Origin of the sequence: Frateuria sp. GZRe14, from assembly GCF_051900395.1 — a bacterium.
Lineage (GTDB): Bacteria > Pseudomonadota > Gammaproteobacteria > Xanthomonadales > Rhodanobacteraceae > Frateuria_A > Frateuria_A edaphi.
Genome location: NZ_JBHZGJ010000001.1, coordinates 1,203,686 through 1,216,058, shown reverse-complemented (window position 1 = coordinate 1,216,058; position 12,373 = coordinate 1,203,686). Strand labels below are relative to the sequence as shown.

12 protein-coding genes are annotated in these 12,373 nt (G+C 66.7%); 6 read left to right on the top strand and 6 right to left on the bottom strand.

Annotated elements, in window-relative coordinates; translation table 11 throughout:
• Positions 1–31 precede the first annotated feature (31 nt).
• From ACFWZ1_RS05550 to ACFWZ1_RS05535, 4 genes are all read left to right on the top strand, one after another.
• On the top strand, positions 32–304 hold the full coding sequence (locus tag ACFWZ1_RS05550) for a Trm112 family protein (protein ID WP_231324449.1): 273 nt from the start codon (positions 32–34) through the stop codon (positions 302–304).
• Between the two features lie 161 nt (positions 305–465).
• Positions 466–2,739: a DUF1631 domain-containing protein gene (locus ACFWZ1_RS05545; RefSeq protein WP_439665697.1), complete on the top strand. Its 2,274-nt coding sequence runs from the start codon at positions 466–468 to the stop codon at positions 2,737–2,739.
• 196 nt (positions 2,740–2,935) lie between these two features.
• The gene (gene nadC / locus ACFWZ1_RS05540) at positions 2,936–3,796 is read left to right on the top strand and encodes a carboxylating nicotinate-nucleotide diphosphorylase (RefSeq protein ID WP_439665696.1); all 861 of its coding nucleotides are present in this window, start codon (positions 2,936–2,938) and stop codon (positions 3,794–3,796) included.
• Between the two features lie 146 nt (positions 3,797–3,942).
• A complete protein-coding gene (locus tag ACFWZ1_RS05535) occupies positions 3,943–4,341 on the top strand; it encodes a DUF3301 domain-containing protein (RefSeq protein WP_439665695.1) in 399 nt (132 codons plus the stop codon).
• A 72-nt stretch (positions 4,342–4,413) separates the two neighbouring features.
• Here ACFWZ1_RS05535 and ACFWZ1_RS05530 read toward each other — a convergent pair whose 3' ends face one another.
• From ACFWZ1_RS05530 to petA, 5 genes are all read right to left on the bottom strand, one after another.
• Positions 4,414–4,830 (bottom strand): ClpXP protease specificity-enhancing factor, encoded by a 417-nt coding sequence (locus ACFWZ1_RS05530; RefSeq protein WP_439666872.1) that lies wholly within the window; start codon positions 4,828–4,830, stop codon positions 4,414–4,416.
• Between the two features lie 34 nt (positions 4,831–4,864).
• Positions 4,865–5,488 (bottom strand): glutathione S-transferase N-terminal domain-containing protein, encoded by a 624-nt coding sequence (locus ACFWZ1_RS05525; RefSeq protein WP_231324441.1) that lies wholly within the window; start codon positions 5,486–5,488, stop codon positions 4,865–4,867.
• A gap of 75 nt (positions 5,489–5,563) precedes the next feature.
• Positions 5,564–6,295: a cytochrome c1 gene (locus tag ACFWZ1_RS05520; protein ID WP_231324439.1), complete on the bottom strand. Its 732-nt coding sequence runs from the start codon at positions 6,293–6,295 to the stop codon at positions 5,564–5,566.
• Between the two features lie 13 nt (positions 6,296–6,308).
• A complete protein-coding gene (locus ACFWZ1_RS05515) occupies positions 6,309–7,610 on the bottom strand; it encodes a cytochrome b (protein ID WP_231324437.1) in 1,302 nt (433 codons plus the stop codon).
• Positions 7,610–8,206 (bottom strand): ubiquinol-cytochrome c reductase iron-sulfur subunit, encoded by a 597-nt coding sequence (petA, locus tag ACFWZ1_RS05510; RefSeq protein ID WP_231324436.1) that lies wholly within the window; start codon positions 8,204–8,206, stop codon positions 7,610–7,612. Before petA ends, ACFWZ1_RS05515 begins: the two co-directional genes overlap by 1 nt.
• Positions 8,207–8,372: 166 nt before the next feature.
• On the opposite strand from petA, the gene ACFWZ1_RS05505 reads away from it, so the two are divergent.
• Positions 8,373–9,581 (top strand): S1C family serine protease, encoded by a 1,209-nt coding sequence (locus ACFWZ1_RS05505; RefSeq protein WP_231324434.1) that lies wholly within the window; start codon positions 8,373–8,375, stop codon positions 9,579–9,581.
• Positions 9,582–9,605: 24 nt separating this feature from the next.
• Here ACFWZ1_RS05505 and ACFWZ1_RS05500 read toward each other — a convergent pair whose 3' ends face one another.
• The gene (locus ACFWZ1_RS05500) at positions 9,606–10,655 is read right to left on the bottom strand and encodes a lytic transglycosylase domain-containing protein (protein WP_439665694.1); all 1,050 of its coding nucleotides are present in this window, start codon (positions 10,653–10,655) and stop codon (positions 9,606–9,608) included.
• A 335-nt stretch (positions 10,656–10,990) separates the two neighbouring features.
• Here ACFWZ1_RS05500 and miaB point away from each other — a divergent pair, with 335 nt between their 5' ends.
• Positions 10,991–12,337: a tRNA (N6-isopentenyl adenosine(37)-C2)-methylthiotransferase MiaB gene (miaB, locus tag ACFWZ1_RS05495; RefSeq protein WP_439665693.1), complete on the top strand. Its 1,347-nt coding sequence runs from the start codon at positions 10,991–10,993 to the stop codon at positions 12,335–12,337.
• Positions 12,338–12,373 lie beyond the last annotated feature (36 nt).

Below are 12,373 nucleotides of genomic sequence, written 5' to 3'. Positions count from 1 at the left end.
GTACGGGCTTTCCGCACGACACCCCACCGCCATGGACAAGCGCCTGCTCGACATCCTGTGCTGCCCTGTCAGCAAGACGCCCGTTCGCCAGCTTGCGCGCGGCGAGCTGGAGGCGATCAATACCGCGATCGAGCGTGGCGAAGTCGACACGGTCGCCGGCGCTCGCGTGCAGGAGCGTCTGGGCGAAGGTCTCATCACGGTCGACCGCAAGGTGGTCTACCGGGTCGACGATGGGATCCCGGTCATGCTGCCCGAAGAAGGCATCGGCACGGTCCAGTTGAAGGACTTTCCCGCGACTGCCTGAAGCGACCTTTCGAAAAAGTGAACGGCGCCATCCTTTTACACATGGCGTGGACTAATGTGTACGCCAGTGCATGACTCGTTCACGTTTCCTCGCTTAAGGTCGAATCTCACGTGGCCGAGGCGGCCGTGGTCGTCGGCAAGGGATGCTTCAGGGGTGTGGCGATGAAAGAAGCCAATGAGCCTAACAAGGTCGTCAGCCTGAGCCAGCGGCAGGAGTCGGCTGAGCGCGTGGGCGACCTGCTTGGCGCCGTGCGCAGCATCGCCGGCCGCCGCCTCCAGCTTCTTCTGGGCAACATGTTCGAGCAGGTCGACGACGCGCTGTTCGACCTGGCCGAGAAGGCCGAGAACAACGCCGCGCAGATGCATTACTTCGACGGCATGCGCGAGGTGCGCAAGCGTCGACCGATGGTCGAGCGCAGCTTCCTGGCCCAGGTGAGCCGCGAGCTGACCAGCATTACCACGCGTCCTGCACCCGCGCCGGCGGCCGGCCCGTCGTCCGCGCCGGTCGAGCTGTCCCTGGTGGCCGAGAACGAGCTGGAGGAATCGCTCGCCATCACCAGCATGACGGCAAAGAACGAGTCGCGCCTGGCGCGCGACCTGTTCGCGGTGAACCAGCGGCTGTCGGTGATCTGCGGCGGCATCAAGATCGAGGACAGCACCAATCCGGTGGCGCCCGCCGCGCTGGCGCAGGCGTTCCGCCAGGCGATGCGCGAGCTCGCCGCGGAGATGCGCGTCAAGCTGATCATCTACAAGCTGTTCGACCGCTACGTGCTCTCGGCACTGGAAGAGCTCTACCAGGAAATCAATACCGAACTGGTGCGCGCCGGCGTGCTGCCACAACTGCGCCACGAGGTGGTGCGTGGCGAAGGGCCGGCGGCCACGGCAGCGACAGCGGCCGCCGCTGCCGGCGATGCCGCGGGCGACACCGATACGGAAGCCGAACTGGCCAGCGAACTGCTGCATACGGTGCGCGCCCTGTTCAGCGCGCGCAGGGCCCAGGCCGGTGGCGTGACCATCAGCGGGGCCATCGGCGCAGGCGGCCCCGGCGCCGCGTCCTTCGCGGTTCCTACGGCGAACGAACTGCTCGGCGCGCTCAGCGTGCTGCAAAGCCAGCTTGCGTCCGGTCCCCTGCCGAGCCCGCAGGCGATGGACCCGGCTGCGCTCGGCCGCGAGGTCGCCCAGTTGAAGGAACAGCTGCTGGGGCAGATCGGCGCCCTGCGCGGCGAACGTCCCAGCCAGGTTTCGGCGATCGACGAGGACACCATCGATCTGGTCGGCATGCTGTTCGAGTTCATCCTTGCCGACAGCACGCTGCCGGCCGAGATGCAGGTGCTGCTGGCGCGGCTGCAGATCCCCTACCTCAAGGCGGCGATCCTCGACCGCAAGTTGTTCGCCCATCGCCATCATCCGGCGCGTCGCCTGCTCGACGGCCTGGCCGACCTGGCGAAGGGCTGGTCGGAGGAGTCCGACCGCGACCATCGCGTCTTCGACAAGATCAAATCCATCGTCGAACGGCTCCTGCACGACTTCGACGATGACATGGGCCTGTTCGAGCGCCTCGGTGACGAGTTGCAGGCGTTCCAGGAACAGGGCCGCAAGCGCGCGGAACTGGCCGAGCAGCGCGTGGCCGAATCGGCGCGCGGCCGCGAAAAGCTGGAACTGGCGCGTCGCCGCGCGGCCCGCGAGATCCTGGACCGCATCGGCAGCCAGACCCTGCCGCCGCTCATCCACGGCGTGCTGGCGCGCGCCTGGGCCAACCACCTGGTGCTCACCATCCTGCGCCAGGGCGAGGATTCGCCGAACTTCGCCGACGCGCTGCGCTTCGTCAACGAATTCATCGCCAGCGCCCGTCCCGTGCAAACCACCGAGGATCGCCGCACCCTGCTGCGCATGTTGCCGGGCATCGAGCGGGCGCTGCGCCGCGGCCTGGCCAATGTGGCGTTTCAGGAAAGCGACATCGAGCGCTTGCTCGGCCAGTTGCATGCCTACTACCGGCAGCAGTTGGGCGAGGTGGCTCCCGACAGCACCACCGAGGACGTGGTGCTGCCGATCCCCGACAGCATCCAGCCGCTGCTCGATACCGAGCCGGCCGAGCCCGAATCGGTCCAGGACCAGCCGACGGCGGTCGCCATGGACAACGGCGAGCTCATCGAGGTCGAGCGACTCAAGCCAGGCACCTGGCTGGAGTTCTGCCCGACCGGCGACGCGGTCACCCGCGCCAAGCTGTCGTGGATCAGCCCGATGAGCGGGCGCTACCTGTTCGTCAACCGACGCGGCCTGAAGGTGGGCGACTATGCCCCGCAGGAGCTTGCCGCGGCGCTGGCCGCCGGGAGCGCACGTATCCTGCCGTCCGAGCCGCTGTTCGACCGCGCGATGGGCGCGATCGTCGACCGCCTGAGCCAGGCTGCGGCCGCCGGCACGGACGACCTGGCCTGATAACCGAGGGCTCGTAGGTATCCGCTTGTGGGCGAGGTCTTGGCCTTCGCGGGCGCAAGGGCATCGCTCACAAATGAGTTCCTGCACAGGCGTGGCAGGCAAACGGCCCGTCCTGCTCGGTTATGCTTGCTGGCTGGCGGAGCTGTTGCAGGCCTCCATGCATGCCCGCCGCCCTCTCCCACCGAACGGATGCTGCATGCCCGCCGCGCTCCCCCTCGACCCGCCTGACGCCCGCCTGATCGACGACGACGTCGAACGCGCCTTTGCCGAAGACTTCGGCAAAGGCGACGCCACCGCCGACCTGCTCCCTGCCGATGCCCGCGCCAGCGCTTCGCTGACGTGCCGCGAGAACGCCGTCATGGCCGGCATCCCCTGGTTCAATGCCTGCTTTCGCAAGCTCGATCCGGATGTGACGATCGATTGGCTCGTGCGCGATGGCGAGCGCGCAACCGCGGGCAGCGTGATCTGCCATCTGCACGGGCGCGCGCGCGCCCTGGTCAGCGCCGAACGCTCGGCGCTCAACTTCCTGCAGCTGCTCTCCGGTACCGCCACCGTTACCGCCGGCTACGTGGCAGCGGTCGCCGGCACCGGCGTGCGCGTGCTGGACACCCGCAAGACCGTGCCCGGCCTCCGGCTGGCGCAGAAATACGCGGTACGTTGCGGCGGTGGCCACAACCACCGTATCGGGCTGTTCGACGCGATTCTCGTGAAGGAGAACCACATCGCGGCTGCCGGCGGGATCGAACCGGCCGTGGCCGGGGCGCGCCGCCTGCATCCCTCGCTGCTGCTGGAAATCGAGGTGGAAACACTGGACGAACTGCGCCGCGCGATCGACGCCGGCGTGGATCGCATCATGCTCGATAACTTCACGCCGGCGATGATGAGCGAGGCGGTGGCGATTGCCGCAGGTCGCGTGCCGCTGGAGATATCGGGCAACGTGGACGTGGAAACCATTGCTGGGTACGCGCGCACCGGCGTGGATTTCATCTCGGTGGGCGCATTGACCAAGCACGTGCGGGCGGTCGACCTGTCGCTGCGGCTGCAATTGGGACGCTGACCGCGTTCGCTGTTGGGGACGTTCACGACTGACTGCAGCAGCGCACCCTGGGCGCGAGCGCGCCATGGCCGCGGTCGCCGCGCAATTGCCTTCGCCGCCAACCGGACCACCTTGCCCTCGGCCTGCCGCACCCACACACTCCCTGCATGAGCCAAGTTTCCGATCTGATCGCCCTGTTGGCGCTCGCTGCCGTGGCCGGCACGTGGCTCAAGTTCACCCGCGCCCGCGAGCGGGCGGTGGACGAGGCACGCCGGCAATGCGCGCAGCACGGCCTGCAGTTGCTGGATGAGACCGTGGGTTTGCGCAACCTTCGCTGGCGGCGGGTTGGTGGCAGGCGACAACTCGAGCTTGGCTATGCTTTCGAGGTCAGCGCGCATGGCGATGACCGGCTGGACGGCCGCCTCTGGATGCATGGCGACCAGCTTGCCGGGGTCAGCCTGCCCAGCTTGGGAACGCCTTTGCACGAGGCAGGCGGGGCGGTCCCGGAGGCGGCGGCGGATAACGTCATTCCGCTCCGTCCGCGGCGCCCGCGGATCGAGCAGTAAGGGGATGGGCGGTGGGGCCATCGTCCCACGCTCCACCCATCCTCTACCCGAGCGAAGAGGCTCGGGCGGGAGTTATTTCACCACCCGCAGATGGGGTGAACGCTTGGGCTTTTCCGGGCCTTCACCGGACGGTCCAGGGCCGGTATCTTCCGGGCCAGGCGCCGGCGGCGGCGTGTCGCCGTCTTCGGTGGGAAACATCATGCCCTGCCCGTTCTCCTGCGCGTACAGAGCGAGCACCGCCTGCACCGGAATGCGGATCGCCTGGCTGACACCCGAAAAGCGTGCCTGGAATCCGATGTAGTCGTTCCCCAATTCCAGGTTCGCCACGGCGCGCATGGCGAGATTGAGCACCACCTGGCCGTTCTTGACGACCTGCGGCGGCACGCGCACGCCTTCGATGGTGGCGTCCACCAGCACGTAGGGCGTCAGCTGGTTGTCAGTGATCCAATCGTAAATCGCCCGCAGCAGGTACGGGCGATTGGAACTCATCGGCGGCGAGCGATCGGTCATCGGGCGGCGCCGGTCATGGCCTCATCGCCCGCTCTTCGTTGGTCAGGCTCCGCGCATAGCCCTGGCTGTGGAACAGCCGCTCGCCGTAGTCGACGATGGGCTTGCCCTCGCGGCCAAGGTCCACGCCCAGCCACGGCAAACGCCAGACCACCGGTGCGACCAGACAATCGACCAGGCTCATTTCCGGATTCAGGAAAAACTTGGAAGCCTTGAACAGCGGTAGCGACGCAAGCAGGTTCTCGCGCAGGCGCTTGCGCGCGGCCTCGGCGGGGCGGCCGCCGGCACGGATGGTGTCCACTTCCGGCAACCAGTCGCGCTCGATGCGCACGGTCGCAAGACGCAGACGCGCGCGCGACAGCGGATCGATCGGCATCAGCGGCGGATGCGGATAGCGTTCGTCCAGGTATTCGCAGACGACCGCGGTGTCGTAGAGGGTCAGGTCGCGATCGACCAGGGTCGGCGTCGTGCCGTAGGGATTGAGGTCGAGCAGGTCTTCCGGTGGCTTGGCCGGATCGACCAGCACACGCTCGTAGCTGACGCCCTTGGCCGCCAGCACCAGACGCGCGCGATGGCACTGGATGTCGTCGGCGGTGGTGTACAGGGTCAGTACGGTACGCGAACGAGCGCTTTGCACCATGCGCTTTTTCTCCCCTTGAATAAGCGATGCGGCGGCGCTTGAGGCCGCCGCATCCGAGGCTGGCTGGCGTCCGGTTTAGTGGACGTCCTTCCAGTATTCCTTCTTCAGTGCGTAGGCAAGCAAGGTGAAGAACGCCAGGAACAGGATCACCCAGATGCCGTAGGCGTGACGCTGCAGTGCGGCCGGCTCGGCGACGTAGGCCAGGAAGTTGGTCAGGTCGCGGGCCGCCTGCTTGTACTGCTCGGGCGTCATGCGGCCGGGCTGCGACAGCTCCAGCTTCTCCACGTCCTCGCTGCCGGGCTTCTTCACCGCGGTCTGCACTCCCTGCAGCTCCCACAGCGGGAACGGCATGGAGGCGTTCGGGAACACGGTGTTGTTCCAGCCCACCGGGCGGCTCGGGTCGACATAGAAGCCGTTGAGGTAGCCATACACCCAGTCGGCCGTCTTGGCACGGACTTCCAGCGACAGGTCCGGCGGAGCCTTGCCGAACCAGGTCTTGGCCTGCTCCTCGGGCATGTGCGAGACCACCGTTTCGCCGAACTTGGCGCCGGTGAAGTTGAGGTTTTCCATCACCTCTTTCTCGCTCAGGCCCAAGTCTTCGGCGATGCGCGAGTAACGCTGGTACTTGAGCGAGTGGCAACCCACGCAATAGTTGAAGAACAGGCGCGCGCCTCGCTGCAGCGAGGCCTGGTCACGCAGGTTCACGCCGGCGGACGGCAGCTCCGCGCCGCCTTCTTCGGCGTTGGCCTGGGTGCTGCCCACGAGCAGGCTCAGGGCGAGCGTCATCGAAAGGAGAATGTGCTTCATCAGTAGCTGCCGCTTAGTCATGCGTGGTCACCCGTTCCGGAACCGGCTTGGTGCTCTCCCAGCCGAGGCGCGTGTACAGCCACAGGAACACGAAATAGCCGAAGTAGACCAGCGTCCAGAAGCGACCGAACAGGTTCTCCCAGAAGGTCACGTCGACGTCGCCGAACCACTCGGGGATCACTTCGGCGGTGACGCCGGCGCCGACCGCGCCGAGCAGGATGAACGACAGCACGAACAGACCCAGGGCGACCTTGTAGCCGGTACCGCGATAGCGAATCGACTTGACCTTGCCCACGTCGATCCACGGCAGCGCGAACAGCAGCGCGATCGCGCCGAACATCGCCAGCACGCCCCAGAAGGCCTGCCCCAGGAACGACGGGATCATGCGCAGGATCGCGTAGAACGGGGTGAAGTACCACACCGGCTTGATGTGCGCGGGCGTGGCCAGGTTGTTCGCCGGAATAAAGTTGTCGTGCTCCAGGAACCAGCCACCCATCGTCGGCGCGAAGAAGATGATGAACGCCGCGATCAGGAGGAAGAAGCCCACGCCGACCAGGTCCTTCACCGTGTAGTACGGGTGGAACGGAATGCCGTCGGCGGGCTTGAGCGCATCCCAGCGGTTGCCCTTGGGACCCTTCTTGATCTCGACACCGTCGGGGTTGTTGGAACCCACCTCGTGCAACGCAGCGATGTGCAGCACGACCAGCAGCAGCAGCACCAGCGGCAGCGCGATCACGTGCAGCGCGAAGAAGCGGTTGAGCGTGGCGTCGGCGGGCAGGTAGTCGCCCATGATCCATTCCACCAGCGTGCCGCCGATGACCGGGATGGTGCCGAACAACGAGATGATCACCTTGGCGCCCCAGAAGGACATGTTGCCCCACGGCAGCACGTAGCCCATGAAGGCTTCGGCCATCAGCACCAGGAAGATCAGCATGCCCAGCAGCCACACCAGCTCGCGCGGCTTCTTGTACGAGCCATACATCAGGCCGCGGAACATGTGCAGGAACACCACCACGAAGAACAGCGACGCGCCGGTGGAATGCATGTAGCGAATTAGCCAGCCCCACTCCACGTCGCGCATGATGTACTCGACCGACGCGAAGGCTTCCGCCGCGCTGGTCTTGTAGTTCATGGTGAGGAAGATGCCGGTGACGATCTGGTTGACCAGCACCAGCAGCGCCAGCGAACCGAAGTAGTACCAGAGGTTGAAGTTCTTCGGCGCGTAGTACTCGGTCATGTGCTTGCGGTAGGCAGGCATCATGTTGGGCGCGCGCTCGTTGACCCAGTCGCCCATGCGCGTGAATACGTTAGCCATCAGCCGGCCTCCTTGGGATCGACGCCGATCTGGATGTGCGTGTCGTCCACGAAGTGGTACGGCGGCACCTGCAGGTTCTTCGGTGCGGGCACGCCGGCGAAGACGCGGCCGGAAAGGTCATAGCGCGACTTGTGGCAGGGGCAGAAGAAGCCACCCTTCCAGTTCGGATCGAACGGTTCGGGCTTGATCTGGGGGAAGAACTCCGGCACGCAGCCCAGGTGGGTGCAGATGCCGATCACCACCAGCCATTCGGGCTTGATCGCACGGTCCGGGCCTTTGATGTAGGCCGGCTGCTGCTCGACCTCGGAGTTCGGGTCGACCAGGCGTGGCGCGAGCGTCGGCAACACCGCGAGCTGATCCTTGGTACGGCGGACCACGAACACGGGCAGACCGCGCCACGCGTAGTCGACCTTCTGACCCAGCTCGATCTTGCTGATGTCGGCCTCGACCGGCGCACCAGCGGCCTTGGCGCGGGCGCTCGGCTCCCAGGACTTGATGAAGGGCACGGCTGCCGCGACGACTCCCAGTCCACCGACCACCGAGGTGGTCGCTGTCAGGAAGCGGCGGCGACCATGATCGACGACTTCGTTCGCCATCAGGCTCTCCGGTACATGCAATGCCATTGAGATGCGCGCTCCCGTTTGGGGGCCCGCAAAAATCGCGTTAGTGTAGCGTCAGGGCCTGGCCCGTACAATCAATCACACGAGGGAGGCGACCTCCCCGCGCGCCTCCACGTCCGGCCCCATCCAAACCATTGAAGCCATGAAGAACGCCGCCGGCGCGCTCGCCTTTATCACCCGCTTCGTCGTCCTGGGACTCGCGCTCGCCTTCGTGGTCGGGCTCTTCTGGCCCGGCAGCGGGGACCGCCTGCGTGCCCGCTTCGGCCTGGGGCATGCCCCGCAGGCCTCCGCCACCACGCAGCAAGCCGCGGCCACGCAGGTTTCCGCGCCCGGGCTGGGCGTCGGCCCCGTGTCCTACGCCGACGCCGTGGCGAAAGCCGCACCCTCGGTGGTGAACATCTACGCCAACAAGATGGTCACCGCCCGTGCCGTGCAGATGTATGACGACCCGGTGCTGCAACGGCTTTTCGGTGGTTTGCCCACCGGCCCGGCCTACAAGCGCCCGCAGCAAGTGCTCGGTTCCGGAGTGATCGTCAGCGACAAGGGCTACGTGCTGACCAACAACCACGTGATCGCCAACGCCGACGACATCCAGGTGCTGCTCTATGACGGCCGCATCGCCAAGGCCACCCTGGTCGGTGCCGACGAGGAAACCGACCTGGCGGTGCTCAAGGTCGATGCCGGCAACCTGCCCGTGGTCAAGATCGCCGATAGCCACTCGCTGCGTGCCGGCGACGTGGTACTTGCGATCGGCAATCCGCTGGGGCTCAACCAGACGGTGACCATGGGCATCGTCAGTGCGGTCGGGCGGCAGTTGTCCAGCTCCAGCGCGGAAGACTTCATCCAGACGGACGCCGCGATCAACCTGGGCAACTCCGGTGGCGCGCTGGTCAACGCCCGGGGCGAGCTGGTCGGCATCAATACACTGCTGATCGGGCGGCAGGCCAACGCCGAGGGCATCGGCTTCGCGATCCCGGTGAGTAACGCCAAGAGCGTGCTGGACCAGATCATCGCCACCGGTCACGTGGTGCGCGGCTGGCTCGGCGCCGACTACGCCTTCGTGCCCGTGGCTGCCGACAGCGGCCTGCCCGCCGCGGCCCGCGGGGCGCAGGTGACCGATGTCTATCCGGGCGGCCCGGCAGCGTTGGCAGGCATCCAGCCGCACGACATCCTTTTGCGCATCGGCACCGACAACATCCTGGACCCGGCCGACCTGCGCCGGCACGAGGCGGCGCTCAAACCCGGTGCCAAGGTGGAGGTTTCGGGACTGCGCAACGGCGTGCCGTTCCACGCCGAGGTCACTCTGGCCCGCCGTCCGCCGCTGCAGACGCGCGCCACCCTGGATGGCTGACCGCTTCGCGTAGAAAGCCTGGTGTCAGGGTGCGCCGCTGCTTCGCATCGCGGTCATCGCCCCGTGCACGGCCGCGCCATAGCGCCGGCGCAGCTCGCCGACGCGCTTGACGTAGACCTGCGTTTCGGCGAACGGTGGCACGCCGTTGTAGCGCAGCACGGCGCCTGGCCCGGCGTTGTAGGCCGCCGCCGCCAGCCGCTCGTCGCCATCGAAGGTCTTCAGCAGTTGCGCCAGGTAGCGCGCGCCACCGCGGATGTTCTGGGCCGCATCGAAAGCATCGAGCACGCCCATGTCGCTGGCGGTACCGGGCATCAGCTGCATCAGGCCCTGCGCTCCTTTCAGTGAAAGCGCATTGGGGTTGAATGCGCTCTCGGCGTGGATCACCGCGCGCAGGAAAGCCTCGTCCACGCCCGATGCCGCGCTGGCTGCACGTACCGCATCGGCATAGGCGGTGAGATTCAGCCGGACCCGGTTCCAGTCGATGGTCGAGTGCAGGTTGCAGGCCGCGCAGGTGGCGATATAGGTGAACAGCGTGGTGACCGCACGACCCTTGCCGCCGCCTGGCGCGAGATTGGTGTACTCGACCGAGCCATCCGCCTTCTCGACGCGATAGACCGCGCCGCGCAGCACCCGGTTGCCAGGTGCTGCCGCGACCGCGGCATCGGCCGGATCCTCGCGGTAGTTCCATCTGCCGGCGTCGACGGCGCGCGCGGTGGTGTCCACCGAACCCTCGATATCCGCGAACGACACCAGCCGCGCCGTGGTCTGCACCCAGCCGTGCACGCCCGCCAGCGAGGCGGCCGGCTTTCTGGCCCGCGCCGGGGTCGTCGGGCGGGACGAGTCGGCAAAGGACGCTACCTTGTGACACCCGCTGTAGCCGGTGGTAGTACTGCTGTAGACCGTTTCCCCGCCCGATCCGGTGCACTGGTAGAGCGCCCCGGCATGCGCCCCCGGCAGCCATAGCAAACCTGCCAGCAGCGCACAGGCCAGCGCGACCCTGTACAGGATCGATCGACCCGGGAAAGCAGCGCAAGCCGCGCCGGCGCTCTCCCCTTGGCGTGCGGCGGCAAACATGCGCGGAGTGTGCCCCCACGACCGGATGGAAGCCAGCACTACCGCGCGGTTCCGTGCGGAACGGCAAGCTTTGAAGCTCCTTTTCTGTCGGGAGGTGGCGAGCCTGAGAACGCCGCGGTGCGAAGAACCTGCAGGCACCCCATTTGTGGGCGATGAGCGAGCCCAGGGGCATCGCCTGCGAGCAGGCGGCCCACGAGGAGCGGACGGGTGCTCGACCGGCGACGCGCCATCCGCAAGTGCTTGATGCAGCCCACAAACTGGCAGTCGCAGAACCACGCGCGTAAACTGCGCGGTTCGGCGGACTTCGCGCCGCACCAGCAACGGTATCCACGCCCATGAGCGGCAAGCTTTTCATCAAGACCCACGGCTGCCAGATGAACGAGTACGACTCGGCCAAGATGGCCGACGTGCTCAAGGCTTCGCATGGCCTGGAGCTGACCCAGGACGAGTCCGAGGCGGATGTGATCCTGATCAACACCTGTTCGATCCGCGAGAAGGCGCAGGAGAAGGTGTTCAGCCAGCTGGGCCGCTGGAAGGAACACAAGCAGGGCGGCAAGCAGGTACTGATCGGCGTCGGCGGCTGCGTGGCCTCGCAGGAAGGCGAGGCGATCATCAAGCGCGCGCCGTTCGTGGACCTTGTGTTCGGCCCGCAGACGCTGCATCGCTTGCCCGAGCTGATCGAGGCCAAGCGCGAGACCGGCAAGGCGCAGGTGGACATCTCCTTCCCCGAGATCGAGAAGTTCGACCGCCTGCCCGAGCCGCGCGCCGAAGGCCCCACCGCCTTCGTCTCGATCATGGAAGGCTGCTCCAAATACTGCAGCTACTGCGTGGTGCCCTACACCCGCGGCACCGAAATCAGCCGCCCGTTCGACGACGTGCTGGTGGAAGTGGCACAGCTGGCCGGACAGGGCGTGCGTGAAGTCACCCTGCTCGGCCAGAACGTCAATGCCTACCAAGGCCCGATGCACGACGGCGGCATCGCCGACCTGGCCGTGCTGATCCACGCCATCGCGCAGATCGAGTCCATCGGCCGCATCCGCTTCACGACCTCGCATCCGCTGGAATTCTCCGATTCGCTGATCGAGGCCTACGCGAGCGTGCCCAAGCTGGCGAATTTCCTGCATCTGCCGGTGCAGGCCGGTTCCGACCGCATCCTCGCGGCCATGAAGCGCGGCTACACCACGCTCGAGTTCAAGCAGAAGATCCGCAAGCTGCGCGCGGTGCGGCCGGACATCTGCATCAGCTCCGACTTCATCGTCGGCTTCCCCGGCGAGACCGACGAGGATTTCGAGAAGACCATGAAGCTGATCGAGGACGTCGGCTTCGACCAGAGCTTTTCCTTCATCTTTTCCGCCCGCCCCGGCACGCCGGCGGCGAACCTGGCGGATGACACGCCCTCGGAGGTCAAGCACGCGCGCCTGTCGCGCCTGCAGGCGAAGATCAACGATCACGCGCGCCTGATCAACGAAGCCATGGTCGGCACCGTGCAGCGCGTGCTGGTGGAAAAGCCCAGCCGCAAGGACCCGAACGAGCTCACCGGCCGCACCGAGAACATGCGCTTCGTGAACTTCCCCGGGAATGCGCGCTTGATCGGCCAGTTCGTCGACGTCCGGATCACCGAAGCCATGACCAACTCGCTGCGCGGGCGCGTGCACCTGGCCGAGGAAGCCGTCATCGCCTGATGCAAAGCTTCTCTCCTTCGGGGAGAGGGTCGGCCC

Bases quoted from the DNA above. Each gene is read 5' to 3' on its own strand.
- petA (WP_231324436.1), bottom strand. From the start codon at position 8,206: ATGGCGAACGAAGTCGTCGATCATGGTCGCCGCCGCTTCCTGACAGCG.
- ACFWZ1_RS05525 (WP_231324441.1), bottom strand. From the start codon at position 5,488: ATGGTGCAAAGCGCTCGTTCGCGTACCGTACTGACCCTGTACACCACC.
- miaB (WP_439665693.1), top strand. From the start codon at position 10,991: ATGAGCGGCAAGCTTTTCATCAAGACCCACGGCTGCCAGATGAACGAG.
- ACFWZ1_RS05515 (WP_231324437.1), bottom strand. From the start codon at position 7,610: ATGGCTAACGTATTCACGCGCATGGGCGACTGGGTCAACGAGCGCGCG.
- nadC (WP_439665696.1), top strand. From the start codon at position 2,936: ATGCCCGCCGCGCTCCCCCTCGACCCGCCTGACGCCCGCCTGATCGAC.
- ACFWZ1_RS05530 (WP_439666872.1), bottom strand. From the start codon at position 4,830: ATGAGTTCCAATCGCCCGTACCTGCTGCGGGCGATTTACGATTGGATC.
- ACFWZ1_RS05520 (WP_231324439.1), bottom strand. From the start codon at position 6,295: ATGAAGCACATTCTCCTTTCGATGACGCTCGCCCTGAGCCTGCTCGTG.
- ACFWZ1_RS05535 (WP_439665695.1), top strand. From the start codon at position 3,943: ATGAGCCAAGTTTCCGATCTGATCGCCCTGTTGGCGCTCGCTGCCGTG.
- ACFWZ1_RS05500 (WP_439665694.1), bottom strand. From the start codon at position 10,655: ATGTTTGCCGCCGCACGCCAAGGGGAGAGCGCCGGCGCGGCTTGCGCT.
- ACFWZ1_RS05545 (WP_439665697.1), top strand. From the start codon at position 466: ATGAAAGAAGCCAATGAGCCTAACAAGGTCGTCAGCCTGAGCCAGCGG.
- ACFWZ1_RS05550 (WP_231324449.1), top strand. From the start codon at position 32: ATGGACAAGCGCCTGCTCGACATCCTGTGCTGCCCTGTCAGCAAGACG.
- ACFWZ1_RS05505 (WP_231324434.1), top strand. From the start codon at position 8,373: ATGAAGAACGCCGCCGGCGCGCTCGCCTTTATCACCCGCTTCGTCGTC.